Annotated in this window: 20 protein-coding genes and 1 pseudogene; 9 read left to right on the top strand and 12 right to left on the bottom strand. The window is 66.0% G+C overall.

Annotated features, from left to right (window positions below; genetic code table 11):
• Positions 1-174 precede the first annotated feature (174 nt).
• Positions 175-1,689, top strand: a complete 1,515-nt coding sequence (locus tag CUJ89_RS22295) for an MDR family MFS transporter (RefSeq protein WP_114181505.1) — start codon at positions 175-177, stop codon at positions 1,687-1,689.
• 75 nt (positions 1,690-1,764) lie between these two features.
• Here CUJ89_RS22295 and CUJ89_RS22290 read toward each other — a convergent pair whose 3' ends face one another.
• Entirely contained in the window at positions 1,765-2,763 is a 999-nt protein-coding gene (locus CUJ89_RS22290; protein WP_114181504.1) for a quinone oxidoreductase family protein, read from the bottom strand.
• A 131-nt stretch (positions 2,764-2,894) separates the two neighbouring features.
• Here CUJ89_RS22290 and CUJ89_RS22285 point away from each other — a divergent pair, with 131 nt between their 5' ends.
• From CUJ89_RS22285 to CUJ89_RS22270, 4 genes are all read left to right on the top strand, one after another.
• Positions 2,895-3,767 (top strand): LysR family transcriptional regulator, encoded by an 873-nt coding sequence (locus tag CUJ89_RS22285; RefSeq protein WP_114179602.1) that lies wholly within the window; start codon positions 2,895-2,897, stop codon positions 3,765-3,767.
• 80 nt (positions 3,768-3,847) lie between these two features.
• A complete protein-coding gene (locus CUJ89_RS22280; protein WP_114179601.1) occupies positions 3,848-4,408 on the top strand; it encodes a GNAT family N-acetyltransferase in 561 nt (186 codons plus the stop codon).
• A 9-nt stretch (positions 4,409-4,417) separates the two neighbouring features.
• The gene (locus CUJ89_RS22275) at positions 4,418-5,257 is read left to right on the top strand and encodes a MerR family transcriptional regulator (RefSeq protein WP_114179600.1); all 840 of its coding nucleotides are present in this window, start codon (positions 4,418-4,420) and stop codon (positions 5,255-5,257) included.
• A gap of 124 nt (positions 5,258-5,381) precedes the next feature.
• Positions 5,382-6,362 carry a sulfonate ABC transporter substrate-binding protein gene (locus CUJ89_RS22270; protein WP_114179599.1) on the top strand — a complete coding sequence of 327 codons (981 nt, stop codon included), beginning with the start codon at positions 5,382-5,384 and terminating at the stop codon, positions 6,360-6,362.
• Positions 6,363-6,492: 130 nt separating this feature from the next.
• Here CUJ89_RS22270 and CUJ89_RS22265 read toward each other — a convergent pair whose 3' ends face one another.
• Positions 6,493-7,338, bottom strand: a complete 846-nt coding sequence (locus tag CUJ89_RS22265; protein WP_114179598.1) for a GNAT family N-acetyltransferase — start codon at positions 7,336-7,338, stop codon at positions 6,493-6,495.
• 522 nt (positions 7,339-7,860) lie between these two features.
• Between CUJ89_RS22265 and CUJ89_RS22260 the strand changes: the two genes are divergently transcribed.
• Positions 7,861-8,073, top strand: coding sequence for a DUF1059 domain-containing protein (locus CUJ89_RS22260; RefSeq protein ID WP_114179597.1), 213 nt, complete (start codon positions 7,861-7,863; stop codon positions 8,071-8,073).
• Between the two features lie 391 nt (positions 8,074-8,464).
• Here the strand turns inward: CUJ89_RS22260 and CUJ89_RS22255 are convergent.
• The 6 genes and pseudogenes from CUJ89_RS22255 to CUJ89_RS22230 form a co-directional block, all read right to left on the bottom strand.
• Positions 8,465-8,626, bottom strand: a pseudogene (locus tag CUJ89_RS22255) (type II 3-dehydroquinate dehydratase); the annotation flags it as partial.
• A gap of 20 nt (positions 8,627-8,646) precedes the next feature.
• The gene (gene aroE / locus CUJ89_RS22250) at positions 8,647-9,480 is read right to left on the bottom strand and encodes a shikimate dehydrogenase (RefSeq protein WP_114179596.1); all 834 of its coding nucleotides are present in this window, start codon (positions 9,478-9,480) and stop codon (positions 8,647-8,649) included.
• A 7-nt stretch (positions 9,481-9,487) separates the two neighbouring features.
• Positions 9,488-10,699 carry a CaiB/BaiF CoA transferase family protein gene (locus CUJ89_RS22245; RefSeq protein ID WP_114179595.1) on the bottom strand — a complete coding sequence of 404 codons (1,212 nt, stop codon included), beginning with the start codon at positions 10,697-10,699 and terminating at the stop codon, positions 9,488-9,490.
• Positions 10,699-11,157, bottom strand: a complete 459-nt coding sequence (locus CUJ89_RS22240) for a MaoC family dehydratase (protein ID WP_114181503.1) — start codon at positions 11,155-11,157, stop codon at positions 10,699-10,701. The genes CUJ89_RS22245 and CUJ89_RS22240 overlap by 1 nt, the downstream gene beginning before the upstream one ends.
• Before the next feature lie 2 nt (positions 11,158-11,159).
• Positions 11,160-11,552, bottom strand: a complete 393-nt coding sequence (locus CUJ89_RS22235; RefSeq protein WP_114179594.1) for a VOC family protein — start codon at positions 11,550-11,552, stop codon at positions 11,160-11,162.
• The gene (locus CUJ89_RS22230) at positions 11,549-12,499 is read right to left on the bottom strand and encodes a ketopantoate reductase family protein (protein ID WP_114179593.1); all 951 of its coding nucleotides are present in this window, start codon (positions 12,497-12,499) and stop codon (positions 11,549-11,551) included. Before CUJ89_RS22230 ends, CUJ89_RS22235 begins: the two co-directional genes overlap by 4 nt.
• 96 nt (positions 12,500-12,595) lie before the next feature.
• Here CUJ89_RS22230 and CUJ89_RS22225 point away from each other — a divergent pair, with 96 nt between their 5' ends.
• Entirely contained in the window at positions 12,596-13,501 is a 906-nt protein-coding gene (locus tag CUJ89_RS22225; RefSeq protein ID WP_114179592.1) for a LysR family transcriptional regulator, read from the top strand.
• A gap of 253 nt (positions 13,502-13,754) precedes the next feature.
• On the opposite strand, the gene CUJ89_RS22220 is transcribed toward CUJ89_RS22225, so the two are convergent.
• The 4 genes from CUJ89_RS22220 to CUJ89_RS38870 form a co-directional block, all read right to left on the bottom strand.
• Complete coding sequence (locus tag CUJ89_RS22220; RefSeq protein ID WP_114179591.1) at positions 13,755-14,678, bottom strand: recombination-associated protein RdgC; 924 nt, start codon at positions 14,676-14,678, stop codon at positions 13,755-13,757.
• Positions 14,679-14,836: 158 nt separating this feature from the next.
• Entirely contained in the window at positions 14,837-15,406 is a 570-nt protein-coding gene (locus CUJ89_RS22215) for a YdeI/OmpD-associated family protein (RefSeq protein WP_114181502.1), read from the bottom strand.
• 156 nt (positions 15,407-15,562) lie between these two features.
• A complete protein-coding gene (gene speB / locus CUJ89_RS22210; RefSeq protein WP_114179590.1) occupies positions 15,563-16,531 on the bottom strand; it encodes an agmatinase in 969 nt (322 codons plus the stop codon).
• Positions 16,532-16,763: 232 nt separating this feature from the next.
• On the bottom strand, positions 16,764-16,886 hold the full coding sequence (locus CUJ89_RS38870; protein WP_265341771.1) for a hypothetical protein: 123 nt from the start codon (positions 16,884-16,886) through the stop codon (positions 16,764-16,766).
• Between CUJ89_RS38870 and CUJ89_RS22205 the strand changes: the two genes are divergently transcribed.
• Together CUJ89_RS22205 and CUJ89_RS22200 are read left to right on the top strand one after the other, a co-directional pair.
• Positions 16,876-17,547 carry a lysoplasmalogenase gene (locus CUJ89_RS22205; RefSeq protein WP_114179589.1) on the top strand — a complete coding sequence of 224 codons (672 nt, stop codon included), beginning with the start codon at positions 16,876-16,878 and terminating at the stop codon, positions 17,545-17,547. The two genes, CUJ89_RS38870 and CUJ89_RS22205, sit on opposite strands and share 11 nt — an antisense overlap.
• 247 nt (positions 17,548-17,794) lie before the next feature.
• Complete coding sequence (locus tag CUJ89_RS22200; protein WP_114179588.1) at positions 17,795-19,366, top strand: flavin-containing monooxygenase; 1,572 nt, start codon at positions 17,795-17,797, stop codon at positions 19,364-19,366.
• Positions 19,367-19,387: the final 21 nt, after the last annotated feature.

Genomic DNA, 19,387 nt, shown 5'->3' with positions numbered 1-19,387 from the left:
CGGTTTGCCTGCAGAAAACTTGAGTCCGTCCCCGCTTTCAGTCTGATCCCGGTCAATTTTTCGCGCCGGCAATCTCCTGTTACGGTTGCAACATATCGAGGCTGGGCAGAAATTGACTGGTCAACCATCTATGGCTATATTTCGACTCAATTCCCTGCCATGGCAGATATCTCGATGACAACCGACACCCTCCTTATTCCGCCGGCCGCCGAAGCGGTCCGCCGCGACGCGCCGACCGGGCTGATCGTCGCCGCGCTGCTGCTCGTCATGCTGCTGTCCGCGCTCGACCAGACGATCGTGTCGACCGCGCTGCCGACCATCGTCGGCGAGCTCGGCGGGCTCGACCAGTTGTCGTGGGTCGTCACCGCGTACCTGCTGTCGTCCACCGTCGTGCTGCCGCTGTACGGCAAGCTCGGCGACCTGTACGGGCGCAAGATCGTGCTGCAGGCCGCAATCGTGCTGTTCCTTGCCGGCTCCGCGCTGTGCGGCGTCGCGCAGGACATGACCCAGTTGATCGTGCTGCGCGCGCTGCAGGGGCTCGGCGGCGGCGGCCTGATGGTCGTCACGATGGCCGCGATCGGCGATCTGGTCCCGCCCGATCGCCGTGCGCGCTACCAGGGGATGTTCGGCGGCGTCTACGGCCTCGCGACGATCATCGGCCCGCTGCTCGGCGGCTTTCTGGTCGAGCATCTGTCGTGGCGCTGGATCTTCACGATCAACCTGCCGCTCGGCTTTCTCGCGCTCGCGGTGATCGGCATCGCGTTCCGGCCGCACACCGCGCACGTGAAGCACCGGATCGACTACATGGGCGCCGCGTTCCTCGCGACCGCCCTCACCTGCGTGATCCTGTTCACGAGCGAAGGCGGCTCGCTGCTGCCGTGGTCGTCGCCGCAGCTGTGGATGACGCTCGTGCTCGGCCTCGTCGCGATCGGCGGCTTCATTTATGAAGAACGGCTCGCGGCCGAGCCGATCATGCCGCTCGAACTGTTTCGCCATCGCACCTTCGTGCTGGTCAGCCTGATCGGCTTCGTCGTCGGCGTCGCGTTGTTCGGCTCGGTCACGTTCATCCCGCTCTACCTGCAGGTCGTAAAGGGCTCGACGCCGTCGCAGGCCGGGATGCAGTTGCTGCCGATGATGGGCGGGATGCTCGTGACGTCGGTCGTCAGCGGCCGGCTGATCTCGCGGCTCGGCTCGTACCGGATGTTCCCGATCGCGGGGACGTTGATCGGCGGCGTCGCGATGGCGCTGCTGTCGACGCTGACGCTCGATACGCCCCTGCACACGATGTACGCGTACATGGCGCTGCTCGGCATCGGGCTCGGCATGGTGATGCCCGTGCTCACGCTCGCCGTGCAGAACACGGTCGAATTCCGCCACATGGGCGTCGCGACGTCGGGCGCGACACTGTTCCGCTCGATCGGCGGCTCGCTCGGCGTCGCCGCGTTCGGCGCGCTGTTCTCGCACGGGCTGCAGTCGCGGATGCTGCAAGCCATGCCGGCCGGCACGGAGTTGCCGCCCGCGCTCGGCCCGGCCACCGTGCACCAGTTGCCGGATGCCGTGCGCGATGCGTACCTGCATGCGTTCGCCGGCTCGCTGCACGTCGTGTATCTCGCGGCGGCGACGGTGATCGCGATCGCGTTCGTGCTCGCGTGGTTCGTCGAGGATGCGCCGCTGCGCAAGCACAACTGACCGGCCGGCGAGCCGGGCCGCGACAGCACCGCGATGCGACCGCCAGGCCGCATCGCGGTCCGTAACCGCGCGCCGTTACGGCACCAGCACGACCGCGCCCGTCGTCGCGCGCGACTCCAGCAACCGGTGCGCGTCGGCTGCCTGTTCGAGCGGCAGCCGCGCGCCGATCTCGACGTGCATCCCGCCCGCCAGCCGCTCGAGCGTCGCGCGCGCGGCTTCCCGATACCCGGCCACGTCGCGCGCGATGAAGCCGAGCACACTCGGCCGCGCAAGCGCGATCGAACGGGCCGGCCCCAGTTCGTCGAGGTCGATGGTCTGCCGCGCGCCGATCGCGGCAACCTGTCCGATGCTCGCGACCATCCCGAACGGACGGATCGCGCCAAGCGTACGCGTCAGCACGTCGCCGCCGATCCCGTCGATCGCGTAATCGACACCTGCGCCGCCGCCGAATGCGCGCGCGGCCGCAACAAAATCCGCCTCGCGATAATCGACGACCGCCTCGGCGCCATGCGTGCGCACGAGCGCGGCTTTCGCAGCCGAACCGACCGTGCCGATCACCCGCGCGCCGAGCGCGCGCGCCCACTGCGTCGCCAGCAGCCCGACGCCACCGGCCGCCGCATGCACGAGCACCGTGTCGCCGGCGCCGACCTGCCGGACGCGATGCAGCAGCATGTAGACGGTAATCCCTTTCAGCAGCCCGGCGGCGGCCGCGGCGTCGCTCAGGCCGTCGGGTATCGGCAGCACGCGCTCGGCCGGCATCGTGCGCAGGTTCGCGTAGCTGCCGGTCGGCATGCCCGCATACGCGACACGCTGGCCCGGCACGAGATCCGTCACGCCAGGCCCGACCGCATCGATCACGCCGGCCGCCTCGACGCCGAGCGCGTCCGGCAGCGCGGGCAATGCATGTGCGCCCGTCCTGAAATAGATATCGACGAAATTCACGCCAACGGCGGTCTGGCGAATCCGCACCTCGCCGGCGTCGGGCGGCGCCACAGGCGCATCGACGCGGCGCAGCACGCCGGCATCGCCGTAGCGGTCGATCCCGATCCGGACGGCAGTGGCAGTTTGGGTCATGACGTTCCTCGCAATCGAATGAAGTGACACGATCATCCCATCGTGCATAATCGAACGGAATTCACGTTAATCGCCCATCCACTGTGCAAAATTCGACCGATCTAGATTCTGTTCCCGCGTCCGCGCTGCCGATGAGCTGGGACGACATCCGCACTTTCCTCGCGGTGATGCGCGGCGGCAGCCTGTCGGCCGCCGCCCGGGCGCTGCAGGTTCAGCATTCGACGGTCGCGCGGCGCATCGACGCGCTGGAGTCCGCGCTCGGGATCCGGCTGTTCGACCGGCTGCCGCGCGGCTGGCCGCCGACCGACGAAGGGCTGCACCTCGCCGAGCACGCCGCGCGCCTCGAAACCGACGCGCATGCATTCGCGCGCGCCGCCCAGGGCGCGGCAGCGCTCGACGGCGTGGTGCGCGTGTCGGCGTCGCCGGTGTTCGCCAGCCATTTCCTCGCGCCACGGCTCGCCCGCGCGCAGCGTGCCTGGCCGGCGCTGCGGATCGACCTGATGGGCGAGATGCATGCGGCGAACCTGTACGCGCGCGAAGCCGATCTCGCGGTGCGGCTGTCGCGGCCGAGCGAGCCGGGGCTCGCCGCGCGCCGGCTCGGCACGATGCGCTTCGCGCTGTGCGCGTCGCCCGAATGGGCGGACGCGCCGCCCGACACCTGGCCGTTCGTCGGTTACGACGACGCGCTCGCGCAAACGCCGCAGCAGCAGTGGCTCGAACGCTTCGCGGCCGGGCGCCGTTTCGCGTTCATCACCAACGACCTGGCCGCGCAGCATCGCGCGTGCGCGGCGGGGGCCGGCGTCGCACTGCTGCCGAGGTTTCTCGTCGACGATCCGGCGGCGCACGCCGGTGCGCCGCTCGTCGAGCTGACGGCCGCGCCGCATTGCGACATCGAGCGCGAGATCTGGCTCGTCGTCCACCCGGATGTGCGCCGGTCGCCGCGCGTGCAGCGCGTCGCCGATGCGATCGCCGAAGCCGTTCACGCGGCGGACGGCCGACTGTAAGCGGCCGAAACCGCAAACGGCTTTGCCACGCGGTCCGGCGGACGGCATAGTAGCGATTTGATTGCGCCAGGCCCGCCGCCATGCCCACTACCCCCGCCTGCGTCGTTCGCGACGCGACCGATGCCGACCTCGATGCGATCCACGCGATCTATGCGCACCACGTGCACCACAGCGTCGCATCGTTCGAGGAAACGCCACCCGACGTCGCCGAACTGCGCGCGCGCCGCGACGCGGTGTTGCGCCACGGGCTGCCGTATCTCGTCGCCGAATGCGACGGCCGCGTGGCCGGCTATGCATACGCGACGCCATACCGCACGCGCAGCGCATACCGCTTCACGATCGAAGATTCGATATACATCGACGACGCGTGGCGCGGTCGTGGGATCGGCCGCGCGCTGCTCGCGGCTTTGATCGCACGTTGCGAAGCCGGCCCGTGGCGGCAGATGATCGCGGTAATCGCCGATGGCGGCACGGGCGGCTCGACATCGCTGCATCGCGCGTTCGGCTTCGAGCCGGCCGGCATGCTGAAGGCGGTCGGTTTCAAGCACGGCCGCTGGATCGACACGGCGCTGCTGCAACGCCCGCTCGGCGACGGCGCGCGCACGCTCCCCGCCTCGCCCGAGCCTGCCGCGTCGCGCTAGAATGGCCGCATGTCAAAACAGACTCATTCCACCCCCGACGAGGCCGCGGCGGATTCCCGCAACGAGTACACGGTCGACGAGCTTGCACGCGTGTCCGACACGACCGTGCGCAACGTCCGCGCGTACCAGGATCGCGGGTTGCTCGCGCCGCCCGAGAAACGCGGGCGCGTCGGCATCTACGACGATACGCACGTCGCGCGCCTGAAGCTGATCAACCACCTGCTCGCGCGCGGCTACACGCTGTCGAACATCCAGGACCTGATCAAGGCGATCGACGAAGGCCACGACCTGCGCTCGATCCTCGGCCTCGAAAACGCGATCGGCGGCCGCTGGTCGCATGAACTGCCGAAAACCTATTCGCTCGCCGCGCTCGCGCAGATGTTCGGCGCGCAGGCGACCACGCAGCTGTCACGCGTGACCGAGCTCGGGCTGCTCGAACGGCGCGGCCTGTCGTTCGTCGCGAAGAGCCCCGCGCTGCTCGAGGCGGCGGCCGCGATGACGAAGGAAGGCATTCCGCCGCGCGAGCTGCTCGACGTGATCAGCCTCGCGCGGCCGCATTTCGACGCGATCGCGCGGCTGCTCGTCGATCTCGTCGTGAAGCGGCTCGACCGCTACGACGCCGGCACGCTGCCGCCGGCCACCGACGTGCCCGAACTGGTCGACGCGATCTGGCGCCTGCGCCCGCTCGCGGCCGTGTTCGTCGAAGGCGAGACGAACCGCGCGCTCGAAACCGCGGCGAGCGCGTATCTCGGCGGCCGCGTCGCGACGATCCTCGACAAGAAGCTCAGCGACGAGGCCGCGCGGCAGTCCGGCGCGCCCGATACGCAAGGCGACGGCGACAAAGCATAGGGCCGCCGCCGTCATATTCATATCCGCAATGCTTCGTTTGCGGGCGCGATCGCCCATGCGACGATTCTTCCAACCGAGCGGCACCGGCCGCTCGCCCGAAGACGTTTCGCATGGAGTCCGTTCGATGATTCGTTTTACCCGCTGGATCACCCGCACCGCCGCCGTCACGCTCGTCGCGCTGTCCGCCGCGTCGGCCTTCGCGCAGGGCGGCGCCGACAAGATCGTGCGCATCGGCTATCAAAAAGCCGGCCTGCTGTCGGTCATCAAGGCGCAAGGCTCGCTCGAAGCGCGGCTCAAGCCGCTCGGCTATGGCGTCCAGTGGTTCGAATTCCCGGCCGGCCCGCAACTGCTCGAAGCGCTGAACGCGAACAGCATCGACTTCGGCTATACGGGCGCGCCGCCACCCGTGTTCGCACAGGCGGCCGGCGTGCAGTTCGTCTATGTCGGCGCGGAACCGCCGGCGCCGCACAACGAAGCCGTGTTCGTGAAGGCCGATTCGCCGATCCGTTCGGTCGCCGGCCTGCGCGGTAAGAAGGTCGCGCTGCAGAAAGGCTCGAGCGCGAACTACCTGCTGCTCGAAGCGCTGAAGAAGACTGGTGTGCGTTACGACGAAATCCGCCCCGTGTATCTCGCGCCGGCCGACGCGCGCGCCGCATTCGAGAGCGGCAACGTCGATGCGTGGGCCGTCTGGGATCCGTACTACGCGGCCGCGCAGAACGCGCTGAAGGTGCGCACGCTGTCCGATTACACGGGGCTCGCGGCCACCAACAACTTCTACGAGGCGACGCGGAACTTCGCGCAGCAGCATGCCGACGTGGTCGGCGCGATCCTGAAGCAGGCGCGCGAGACGGGCCAGTGGGTCAACGGGCATCCGGCCGACACGGCCGCGCTGATCGCGCCGAAGGTCGGCCTGCCGCAACCGCTCGTCGAGACATGGATCAAGCGCGTACCGTTCGGCGCGGTGCCGCTCGACGACCGGATCGTCGCGGCCCAGCAAGGTGTGGCCGATGCGTTCTACGCGGCGAAGCTGATTCCGCAGAAACTGAGCGTGGCCGACCACGCGTGGATCGATAAAAGCGTGGCGACGGCGCTCGCGGTGAAGTAACGCGAACGCAGCGCGCGTGCATGCAAAAAAAACCGACGGGCACCCTGCCCGCCGGCCTTGTTTTTTGGTTCTGCTCGAATGCACAAGCACCGCGAAGCCGACCGGTAACGCTCAGCCCCGTCTGGTCCCATCACCCCAGCTCAAACGACGTCACCCCAAACACGCGATCGATCGCGATCGCGGGCGCGTCTTTCGTATACATCCGCGCGGTTTCGAAAACGCTCGTCATGCCGTGCCGTTCCGCCAGCGCGACGGCCGCAGGATTCGTTTCCGGCACGTCGAGCACGATGACCTCGCCGGGCATGCTCGCCGCCAGCGCGCGAAACAGCCCGGTGGCGACGCCTGCGCCATCGGCGAAGAGCGGGCCGATCTTGCACCCCGCCTTGCAGCGGCGCACGACACCGTATCCGACGACACGGCCAGCGTCGACTGTAGCGAGCGCAACGGCATCCGGCTGCGCGATCCAGGCGGAGACGAAACGCTCGCGCGCCGCAGGAAAACACTGGCGATCGTAGGCAAGCAACTGCTCGAACGGCACATCGGCCGCTGCGGCTACATGCGCGCACCCGATGCCTTCCACGCGCCCCTGATAGCGGATGTTGCGGTACGCGAGCCGGAACCCGGACTTCCTGTAGTTCGCCTGCTGGGCGACGACGCCATCGAGACCGACGTTGCGGTCTCCGAGATAGCGCATGCCGTGCTGCCAGATTCGCATGCCGAAGCCTTTGCCGCGAAACCCGGGTTTCACGATGTAGAGACCGATGAAGCCAAAGCGTTCGTCGTAGGCGACGGCGGCGAGGCACGCGACCGGCTCGCCGTGCCAAACGCCGACGAAGAAACCGGCCGGGTCCGCCTCCCTGAAACAATGCGGGTCATGCCGGCCGGGGTTCCACCCTTCTGCAGCAGCCCATTCGACCGACAGGGCCACCTCGCCGGTCGACATGGTGCGCACGATAAAGTCTCCGCTTTGATCCATGGTTCGTCCCAGTCGCGGTTCTAGAGATTTTCGCCACGTGCTACGGTAAATGCATCGGGGAAGCGCCGGCAAGCCGGCTCCGGCCAACTGACAGAACAGACCGTGCAATCATGCCCCGCAGCCAGGGCTGCCGGACGAAATCGATCTCCCAAGATTTCACGTACTCTCGCCTCGTTGCTGCGGATCGATTCATCATATTCCCAAGGGCGGGTATCAGAGTAGAACGGTCCGCCCAGATAATGGGCCTTCGCGTGCGGATTTCGGCAGTCATGTAGTCGGCCGTTAATTACATCCCTGTTTCATTCTTGACCGCAGGCGACATCTTCGGCACGTCGTGCGGGCGACGCACGCGGAACGCTATGAATTTCGATGCGTTATCGTGAATTCATTGCGCGCGACCTATACTTTCAAAATCATTTCGTCCGCGATAAGGAGGCGCAATCGTCCCCGATGTACTTCGCGGGGCATCCCGCGCGGTCATTCACGCAAGACCCATGACTACTGTCGTATGAGGAAGGCATCATGTCGCGCAAATACATCGATTGCCGGGAATTCCCGAGCGAAATGAATTGTTCCGTTGCGCTATCCGCGGATTCCGAAGACGAGTTGCTTGAGGCGGCCGTCCAGCATGCGGTCACGGTTCACAAGCATGCCGATTCGCCGGAACTGCGTTCACAGCTGAAAACGCTGTTTCATGACGGCACACCCCCCGTCGAAACACCGCGTCAAGCGTGACGCTGGCGCGACAGATTGAAGAGCAGCGACCGCCTCACGACGGCCATCTGCTGACAACGCATTTGCGTTGACCGTAGCTGCACATCTTGCCGAAATCTTCTTCCGCATAGGGTCCAGCGGGGCGGCTACGGAAGTTCCGTTATCGTGCGAATACCTCACTGCCGGGCCGAACTCGTACTGCCGCGTTCGGCCACATTCGGTCGTTCGGGCATGTGCGTGGATGCTTGCCCGGGCGACGCGCCCCACACCTGAGAGCAGTCATCCGTTTCCGCCAACAGGTACGGCAAAAGCAGCAAGGCTGCCGGTCACGGCACGAGACTCATTCGCCATTGATCTCCGCGGCGGCTGCGCGCGGTGCGAGAAGATAACGCTGAATCCCCAAGCCGCAAGCTTCGCAATTCGTCTGAAACGATTCCACCTGCACACTCAGCTCCGCGCCCAGCGTTTGCAGCCGGGCGTCGATCTACGCCAGCGTGATCGTTCCATACTGCACGGGATCGCGCTTGCCGAGCATGTTGTGATTGATGCCATACAACATCAGGATCTTCTTCATTCTTGCCTCGGTCCGTGCGTTCAGTCGAGGGGGATAGTGAGCTGGTCGATCACTGCGCTGGTTAGGGGGCGCACGCCGCGCCACCAGGCGAAGGCTTCGGCTGCCTGTTCGACCAGCATGCCCACACCGTCCGCCACGCCGAGTACGCCTGCATTGCTCGCAAGCCGCAGGAACGGTGTCAATCGCTTGCCGTAGGCAAGCTCGTAGGCCGTACCCTTCGGGCTGAAAACGCCGGGCGGGACGGGCGGCAGGTCGCCGGTCAGGCTCGCTGACGTGGCATTGACCACCAGGTCGAAGCGTCCCATGCGTTCGAGATCGGCATAGCCGCAGGCGACGAGCGCACCACGCCCGGCGACCTGGGCCGCCAGCGCCTGTCCTTTGGCCAGGTCGCGGTTTGCGATGACCATTTCAGCCGGGCACGCCTCCAGGAACGGCAGCAATGCGCCGCGCGCTGCGCCACCGGCGCCGAGCATCAGCACGCGCTTACCGGTCAGCGACAGGCCAAGGTTGACCTCGATATCGCGGACCAGCCCGATGCCATCGAAGTTGTCGGCCAGAACGCGCCCATCTTCGAATTTGAGCGCATTGGCGGCGCCGGCCAACGTTGCGCGCTCGCTGCGTTCGTCCGCCATCGCGAAGGCCTTGAGCTTGAAGGGCGCGGTCACGTTCAGGCCCTTGCCGCCCGCGGCCGCGAACGCCCGCACCACCTCGGCAAAGGCCTCCTGCGGCTCGACCGGCCCCTCGATGGCCGTATAGCGCAAATCCTGCTGCGTCTCTTCGGCAAAGAGACCATGGATCAGCGGAGATTTCGTGTGTCCGATCGGGTTGCCGATCACCGCGTAATGGTCAGTCATCGTGGGCTCATTTGGAATAAAGGACGCCATCGGTCTGCATCGCGTCAATCTCGGCCGGGTCGAAGCCCAGCGAGCGCGCCACCTCGGCGTTGTGCTGCCCGAGGTCGGGCGCGACGTCGCGAATCGTCGTATCGCAATCGGAGAAGCGGAACGGCAGGTTGGGCAGGCGCAGCGTGCCGTAGCGCGGATGCTGCTGCTCGACCACCATGCCCCGTGCGTGGATCTGCGGGTCGTCCAGTACCTCGTCGATGCGTTGCACCTTGGCGCAGGGGACGTCGATGCCGTCCAGCAATGCCAGGATCGACGCGACGGAGCGCGCGGCCACCCAGGGTTCGACGACCGACAGGATGTTCGACCGATGCGCGTTGCGCCCCACGCTGTCGTGGAATCGCGTGTCGGCACCAAAGCCCGCCGGGCCGCCATGCGATTCGATCAATGCTGCGAAGCGTTTCCACGAATCGTCCACCTGCGCCGCGATCACGAGATCGCCGTCCGCGGCGCGGAACACGCCATAGAGCGTCGAGGTCGGCATGTCGTGCCCCGTCTGCTCGGGCAGCGCGCCTTGCAGCGTGTAGCACTGCACCGCGTACTCATGCATCGACACCAGCGTGTCGTACAGCGCCATGTCGATGTGCTGACCGCATCCGCTCTTCGCGCGTCCCAGCAATGCGGCGTTGATTGCGGCTACCGCGTGAATACCGGTGTACATGTCGCCCAGCGAAATGCGCAGCAACGGAGGGCGCTCGCCTGGCGTGCCGACCATCTGCATGATCCCGCTTTTGGCTTCGGCAATCAGTCCGAAGCCGGCACGATGCGCGTCCGGTCCCGTGTGGCCATAAGCAGAAATCGAGCAGTACACCAGGCCCGGATTGCGTGCCGACAACGCAGCGTAGCCGAGCCCCAACTTGTCCAGCGCACCGGGCCGGTAGTTCTCGACGAACACGTCCGCCGAGTCGCACAGGCGCTGCATGAATGCCTTGCCGCGCGGGTCCTTCATGTTGACGCTCACGCCGCGCTTGCCCATGTTGAGCTGCAGGAAATAGCCGCTTTGCTGGTCGTCGAGCACGGTGGCGTGCTGGCGCCCGGCGTCGCCACTGCCCGGGCGCTCGACCTTGATGACTTCGGCGCCGAGCGCCGCCAGGCATCGCCCCACGTAGGGGCCGGCAAGAAAGTGGCTGTAGTCGACGACGCGAATACCTTCGAGAGGACGGGCCTGCATCAGAACGCTCCCGGCCGGCGCGGCACCATCAGGCGGTGCTCGCCGCGTTGAACCACTTTGTCATCCTGATTGATCAACTCGGAAGGCAGCACGACAATGCCCCAGCCCGGGCGACTCTTGCTGGTTCGCATGGAGCCGACTCGAAACTTCACGTGCAGCACATCGTTAACCTTGATCGGCAGCAGGAAATCCCAGCTCCAGCCCAGCGACATGCCGGGCAGGAAGCGGTAGTCGCTCTGCGTCTTGAGGCCGTCCGCGATCGACAGCCCGAACAGGCCGTGCGCGACGAGGCAGCCGAAGTGGCTGGCGTTTGCGTAGTCCTCGTCCACGTGCACCGGCGTGCGGTCGCCGGTGAGATCGGCGTACGCGAGGATGCGCGCCTTGGTCACCGTGTATTGCGGGCTGACGCATTCGTCGCCTTCGCGCGCATCGTCCCAGTATTTTTCGATGATCGTCATCTTCATGCCTCAGCGCGTGGGTCGATCGCCAGAGCCTGCGCGACGCAGGAGGCGGGCCTGGCCTGGATGAACTCGACGGCGAGGCCGTCCGGCAGGCGAAGCCAGTTGCGCCCCTGCGGCATTTCGGTCACGCCGAATCTCCGTGCCGAGGCCAGCGCAGCCTCCATGTCTTCGCACATCACGCCGAGGTGGGCGAGCCGGCCTTCGGGGCCGTCATATTCCGGGGCGTGGATGAACTGCAGGCCGCCGAGGGTCCAGTACTGCCGCGGCGCGTCGAGCGTGCCGTCAACTTCTCGCATGCTCATGCCGAAAACGTCTTCGAAAAAACGGATATGCCACCGGATGTCCTTCACCCAGATGGCGACATGCTCCAGATAGGCTTTGGGGGCGTTCATTGGGCTGCCTCGCTGTGCTGGCGGTCGGCCATCGCGCGTTCGATTCCCTTGATGCAGGCGACGAGCGTGGCGTTGACCGGTGTCGGCACGCCGTACCGTTGGCCCCAGCGCACGACTGACCCGTTGATGTAGTCGATCTCGGTGATCGAGCCCTTCTCCAGGCTTTGCAGCATCGAGGTCTTGAACGCCGTGGGTAGCCCCTCGGCGGCCAGCGTCCAGGCCTGCTCGGGATCCGTCATCGACAGCTTGACGCCGGCTGCCTGCGCGGCCGCGATCGCCTCGGCCACGGCCGCGAGCGATGTGGCCTTCAGCACGGGTTCGTCGTAAAGCTGTCCGTAGGTCAGCCCGGTGACGCCGGTGAGTGCGCCCGTCGCGACGTTGACCAGCAGCTTGTCCCACATCGTGCCGATGATGTTGTCGCTGGCCGTCGTGCCGAGCCCGGCGGTGTTGAATGCGTCAGCGATCGCTTGCACGCGGGGTGTGATGCGTCCGTCGAGTTCGCCGATATAGGTGAACTTGCCGAGCACGCCGGACTCGATGTGCCCGGCGCCGCGGAGCACCCCGCCGACATAGGTCTTGCCCGCGAGTACACGCTCGCGGCCAACTACATCGGCAAGGATGTCCTCATGTCCGAGGCCGTTTTGTAGCGACAGCACCAGCGTATTGGGCCCGACCAGCTCCGGCGCACCGCGCATCGCCGCATCGGTGTGGAACGATTTCACCAGCACGATCACCAGATCGGCGACGCCGACTTCGGCGGCTTGCGTTGTCGCGTGGACACGGACATGCCGGGATCCGCCAGCATCGTCGACCTGAAGACCATCGCGGCGCATCGCGTCGACATGTGCCGCCGAGCGGTCGATCAGCCAGGTCTCGTGGCCGCCTTCGGTGAGCGTGGCGCCAATCGCGCAGCCCAGCGCGCCGGCACCCAGAATCGCAATCTTCAATGGCTTCTCCTGGAGGTGTAGCTGCACGATAGGATTTGCCGCTCATGCTGGCAATTCAATGAATACAATAACGTCATTGCATTCGACAATAACGCCATGACTCCGCCCGATCTGCCCGACTTGAAGCTGCTTCAGCTCTTCGACCTGCTGTACGACATCCGCAGCGTCACGCGCGTGGCCGAACAGCTCGGGCAGAGCCAGCCGACGGTCAGCATCTGGCTGGGACACTTGCGGGAATACCTGCACGATCCATTGTTCGTTCGAACGCCCGGCGGCATGGCGCCGACGCCGCAGGCCGATGCGCTGATCGGGCCGTGCCGGGAAATCCTCGAATCGCTGCGGCGGTTCACCGCATGGGAGATCGCGTTCGATCCGGCAACGGCTCAGCGGCGGTTTCGCATCTGCATGACCGACGCGAGCCACATCACGCTGCTTCCGCAGCTACTGGCCCATGTCCGCGCGCAGGCGCCCGCCGTACGGTTGGAAGCCGCGCGGATCGACGGCAACACGGAGCGCGCGCTCGAATCGGGCGAAGCCGATCTCGCGATAGGTTATGTACCGTGGCTCGGCGGCGGAATTTATCAGCAGAAGCTGTACGACCAGGACTGGGTATGTCTGGCCAATCGGCATCATCCGCGGATTCGCGGCCGTCTAGGGGGGAAGCAGTATCGTTCAGAGGGCCATGTCGCCATTACGGCGGGAACGGGGGCCCAGCTCCTTGAACAAGCGCTGCGGCAGGAGCGCATCGAGCGTGACGTGGTGCTGGAGTTGCCGGGCTTTCTGGGTTTGGGCGCGATCATCCAGAGCACCGACCTGATCACGACGCTGCCCCGTCATATCGGCGAGACGCTGGCTCAGGCCAGTGACCTCGCAGTTCATGCATGTCCGATCCCGGTCGAGGGGTTTGCCGTACGGCAGCATTGGCATGCGCGATATCACCACGAGGCGGGGAATCGCTGGCTGCGTGGCCTCGTGATTCAATTGTTCGGCGCTTCGCGCTGACTGGCAACCCCTGGCGTCCAGACCGAGCCGAGCCTCGAGTGACTTCCGTCGAAAGAACTGATTCTCTTGACGATCGGACGTCCGCTCGAACACGGGCAGCTGTCGTTGGTTAAGTGCGTCGACGAGTGGCCGAGAAGGGTCGCGAGCGCCCAGTCGCGACCCGCCGCCAGGGCGGCGACGGTCCTCCTCGAAATGTCGCGTCAGCGCGAAGCCTCGCCGTCGCGGGGCGATGATCCTCGACAACCGACGGAGTTCAGGCTGCTGCCGCCTGATGAATCGAGTCGTGCTGATCGCCACCCAGGATATCGACAAGATTGGTCAACATCCGCCCCAATTCACCCGTCATCAGCGTGACATCCGAGTCGAAGCGTTCATCGTCGTTCTGCGCGGTGGGATCCGTCGCCTCCTTGATCACGTCGAGCGGCGTGACACGCTTGATCGTCAGCGACGGAGTCAGCACGAAGGAGACCCGGTCATCCCAGGTCATCGCGAGGCGCATGCATTGTTTGCCGGCCTCGATGTGCCGGCGCATGTCGTTCGCTTCCAGCGCGTGGCCGACGTATCGCACCGTGGCGCCGCCTTCGCCGCTCGAGCGCAACTCGGCGTCCTGGTCCACGGTGAATCCGCCCGGCGCCTCGCCGGACAGCAGCCAATCCGTCATCGCGGCGACCGGCGAAAGCGCCACATGAACGCCGGCGAGCGGCAACTGATCGATCGATTTGACAAGCAGGCCGCGAACGTCGTCGGCAAGAGCCTGTGCCGCCGCATCGATGACGAGCCAGCCGTTCGCCGTATCGATCCACACGCGGGTATCGCGGCGAATGGTGAACGCGCGCGGCAGCAGTTCGTCGGTAACCTGCTCCTTGAGTTCGCGCAGCTGTTTTCGCCCCACCTTGAAGCCCTGCTGCTCCTCGACTTCAAGCGCCCGGGCCTTGGTCACCTGATTGACGACCGACGCCGGGAGCAGCTTCTTTTCGGCACGAAACACCAGCAGCATCTGCCGGTTGATCGAATACACAAGCGCGCCGTCGTCACGCGGCGACGCCCATCCGAGGCTCTGCATCTCGACGCTGTTGCCCGGCTGAAACGCGTAGGGCGCCAGCCATTTTTCCATCTGATCGGGGGTAACGGCCCAAGGTGCCGGAAGACGATGAAGCTGAAGGTTTTTGAACCACATAGGAGTACGGGCAAAGCGCACCATTCTATATGACGGTGATGCTTCCCGGCCAGGAACAGCCCTTCGGGCGTGTCTCGCGCATGACGGCTGCCGAGCCGAAGCGGCCAATACGGGTTATATGCCCCCGTTTGGCAAAATCTCCGTCAGAAGCGCAAGATCTATGGGTGGAAGGTTTCGCCACGGTTCAGCATGTCGACGAATTCCGCGATTTTACGCGCCCTTGTTTCCGGCTTTTTGGCATTCTGTACCCGAAACAGGATGGCATAGCGGTTACGGCTGTTCAGTGTTGCAAAAAACTTCTTGGCTCCCGGATTTGCGTCCAAAGCGACCTGTAGGTCGTCCGGCACTATCGAGTTGCTGGCCGACGTATAAGCAGCCTTCCAGCGGCCGTCCTTCCTGGCCTTCTCGATCTCGCACATACCGGCCGGGCGCATTCTGCCCGCGGCGATCAGCGCTTCAGCTCTGTCTTTGTTGAGTTTGGACCAGATGCTTTTTGCGGAGCGAGGAGTGAAGCGTTGTAACCAGTATTTCTCACTCTCAGCCTGCTTTTGACCATCAATCCAGCCATAGCAGAGGGCGCTTTCCAACGCCTGTTCGTAGGTTACGGTGCGCTGCTCGGTGCCTTTCTTTGCCAGACGCAGCCATGCTCCGGTCGAAGCGCTGCCGTTTTGCACTAACCAGCTTTCCCATTCGGTCTGACTGGTAAATGTTAGAGCGCATTCGGTCATGTCACTATCCTGAATGGTCAAGTGCATGTGCGGGGAAGGCGTCCGCAGTCTAACAGTGTTTATACGGACATCAGCGTCCGTGGCGCGACCAAAGACCGGACGCTCAGCAGCCACTAGCCCGTCGGCCTTTTACGTTGCGTGGCCATGCGCGCCAGCCTACTTCAGCCCACCCGCCACCTTCCTCTCCCGCCACAGACACAGCAAGTCACACGCGACATGCGCGGCCGCGATCGCAGTGATGTCCGCATGATCGTACGCAGGCGCGACCTCGACCACATCCGCGCCGACCAGGTTCACCGCCCCAAGCCCACGCACGATCGCGAGCGCCTGCGCTGACGACAACCCGCCCGCAACCGGCGTCCCCGTACCCGGCGCGAACGCCGGATCGAGGCAATCGATATCGAACGTCAGATACACAGGCCGCGCGCCGACGATATCGACGATCCGCTCGACCGCCGCGCGCGAACCGTGGTCGTGCACCCACGCGGCATCGAGCCGCTCGATCCCGAGAAAGTCGTCGTTCCACGTGCGGATGCCGACCTGCACCGACGTCGCGGGATCGATCAGCCCTTCCTTCACGGCCTTGTAGAACATCGTCCCGTGATTGAGGCTGTCCGGATCGTCGTCGGCCCACGTATCGCAATGCGCGTCGAAATGGATCAGCGACAGCGGCTTGCCGTAGCGCTCCGCGTGCGCGACCAGCAGCGGATACGTGATGTAGTGGTCGCCGCCGAGCGTCAGCATCTTCGCACCCGAGCGCAGGATCGTGCGCGCGTGCTCGACGATCGCGGGCTTGATCGACCGCGGATTGTGCGCGTCGAACCAGCAGTCGCCATAGTCGACGGCCGCGAGATCCTCGAACGGATCGAAGCCCCACGGATACGGCTTGAGCTCCGCGAGCTGCACGCTCGCCGCGCGGATCGCGGCCGGACCGAGCCGCGCGCCGGAGCGATAGGTCGTCGCGAGGTCGAGCGGCACGCCGGAAATCGCGACGTCGACGCCGTCGAGCGCGCGCGAATAGTTGCGGCGCATGAACGACAGCACGCCCGCATAGGTGTTTTCGATCGAGGAACCGTACGGCGTCGCGCGACGGATCGCGCCGTCGCCGTAGAGAAGTTCGGTCATGGTCGGACCTGTTTTCGTGGGGGGCCGGCCCCGCCCGCTTTGCATGGGCGCGTGGGCCGGGCACGGCATGGATACATCGGGCACGCATCGGCTTGCGCATCCAGTCGCGCGGCCGGGCGGGACATCGACAACGGACATACCGCGGCGATCATAGCAAGCCGAATCGAAGTCGTTGCCCCGGTTCAGCCGGGGCAACGCGTAGAAGAAATCCGGCGGCCATCCCGGCCGCGTCCTAGAAGGATTCGCCGGTTTTCGCGCGCCCTTTCTTCCGGATAATGGCCGGCAGCCGCGCCGCCGACGGCGCGCCGTCCACCGCAGACAACAACAAACCGGAGACACCCGCCTTGATCGCCACGCTTCCCGCCACCTACCGCCGGCTCTGGCCGCTCGCCGTCGCCGCCGCGCTGCTGTACGGGCTGTCGCTCGCCGCCGCGCCCTATCCCGGCCAGGCCGCCGCGAAAGCCGCGATGGGCATCCTGCTGCTCGCAGCGGGCAGCACCTGCGGCGCGCCGCGCGAACGCGCGTGGCTGTGCGCGGCGCTCGCCACCGCCGTGCTCGGCGACGTGCTGCTCGCGCTGCCCGACTGGCCGCTGTCGTTCGTCTTCGGCCTCGGCGCGTTCCTGCTCACGCACCTGTGTTATTGCGCGATCTTCTTGCGCTGGCGCGCGCGACCGCACGGCTGGCGCATCGTCGCGCTCGTCGGGCTGTGGATCGCCGCGCCGGCGTTCTACCTGGACTTCTTCCCGCACCTCGGCGAGCTGCTGGCGCCAGTCGCCGTCTACCTGCTCGTGCTGTGCGTGATGGCGAGCTTCGCGCTCGCCGCCCGCACGCACGGCCCGCTGGTCGCGCTCGGCAGCCTGATCTTCGTCGGCTCCGACACGCTGATCGGCGTCGGCCGCTTCCTCGGCGGTTTTCCGGGCATCGATTACCTGATCTGGGGCCTCTACGCGCTCGCGCAGGTCACGATCGTGGCCGGGGTTTTCCATGAGACAGCCGCCCGATCGATCCGCCCCTGATTCCGTTTCAAACAGACCGCCGCGCGCCGGCGGTCTCGTCCACCGCGTGTCTCGCCCCCATCGACGGGCCTTTCCGTGAATTCCGCGATGCGGAAAGCGGCCCGTTCCAAACCCCGCTCAGCCTTTTCCCGTCTGGCTTCCGGCCCTTAGAGCGCCACTTCTAGCCTCTTGCGGTTTCCGGGCTCACCCACTATCGTTACATCAACCAATGTAACATTAAAAAATGAGCCAAATCGGAGACACCCGGATGAATGCTCGCACGTTGCCTTTCGGTCCGCCCGGCCATGACGGCCTGGACGAAACCATCGATATCGCCATCATCGGCACCGGCTTCGCCGGTCTCGGGATGGCGATCCGCCTGCGGCAAACAGGCATGACCGACTTCGTCGTCCTCGAGAAGGCCGCGTCGGTCGGCGGCACGTGGCGCGACAATCATTACCCCGGGTGTGCATGCGACGTGCAATCGCACGTCTATTCGTTCTCGTTCGCGCCGAACCCGCGCTGGACGCGCATGTTCGCGCCGCAGCCGGAAATCCGCGCGTACCTGGAAGACTGCGTGCAGCGCTTCGGGATCGGCCCGCACCTGCGCCTGAACCACGAACTGCAGCGCGCCGAGTACGACGAGGCCGCGCAACGCTGGCGCCTCACGTTCGCGAACGGCAAGCGGCTGTCCGCGCGCGTGCTGGTGTCGGGGATGGGCGGCCTGTCGCGCGCCGCACTGCCGGCGATTCCCGGCGTGGAAAACTTCCAGGGCCGCGCGTTCCATTCGCAGCAGTGGGATCACGACTACGCGCTCGACGGCAAGCGCGTCGCGGTGATCGGCACCGGCGCGAGCGCGATCCAGTTCGTGCCGCAGATCGCGCCGCGCGTGAAGGAACTCGCGCTGTTCCAGCGCACGCCGCCGTGGATCATGCCGAAGCCCGACCGCAACCTGACCGGGCTCGAGAAGTGGCTGTTCCGCACGCTGCCGTTCACGCAGAAAGCCGTGCGCAGCGGCATCTACTGGATGCTCGAATCGCGCGTGCTCGGCTTCGCGATCCATCCGTCGCTGATGAAGAACGTGCAGAAGCTCGCGCTGCGCCACATCCGCAAGCAGATTCCCGATCCGGAGCTGCGCAAGACCGTCACGCCGAACTACACGCTCGGCTGCAAGCGCGTGCTGATCTCGAACGACTACTACCCGGCGCTGTCGCGCAAGAACGTCGACGTGATCACGACCGGCATCGACCACATCGAAGCCGACGCGGTCGTGACGACCGACGGCCGCCGCCATGAAGTCGATTGCCTGATCTACGGCACCGGCTTCCAGGTTGCCGATCCGTATCCGCGCGGCGCGATCGTCGGCCGCGGCGGCCTCGACATCGTCGACGCGTGGCGCGACGGCGCGCACGCGTATCTCGGCTCGACGCTGCCCGGCTACCCGAACTTCTTCATGATCGTCGGCCCGAACACGGGCCTCGGCCACAACTCGATGGTGTTCATGATCGAGTCGCAGATCGAATACATCCTCGGCGCGCTGCAGGCGATGCACCGCGAGCGCGCGGATGCGATCGAGGTGCGCCCGCTGGTCGAGGCGCAGTTCAACAGCGACCTGCAGGGCAAGCTGAAGAAGGCGATCTGGTCGACGGGCGGCTGCAAGAGCTGGTACCTCGACCCGCGCACGGGCAAGAACACCACGCTGTGGCCGGGCTTCACGTGGCGCTTCCGCCAGGCGACCGCGCGCTTCTCGATCGCCGATTACCACGCGTATCGCGCCCCGCAGCACGACACGATCGCGCGGCCCGTCGCCGCGCCCGCCGCTTCCGCCGAAGCGGCCTGAGCCAGACAAGGAGCAAACGAC

The organism is Burkholderia pyrrocinia, assembly GCF_003330765.1.
Lineage (GTDB): Bacteria > Pseudomonadota > Gammaproteobacteria > Burkholderiales > Burkholderiaceae > Burkholderia > Burkholderia pyrrocinia_B.
This window is presented reverse-complemented; position numbering and strand designations above follow the sequence as displayed.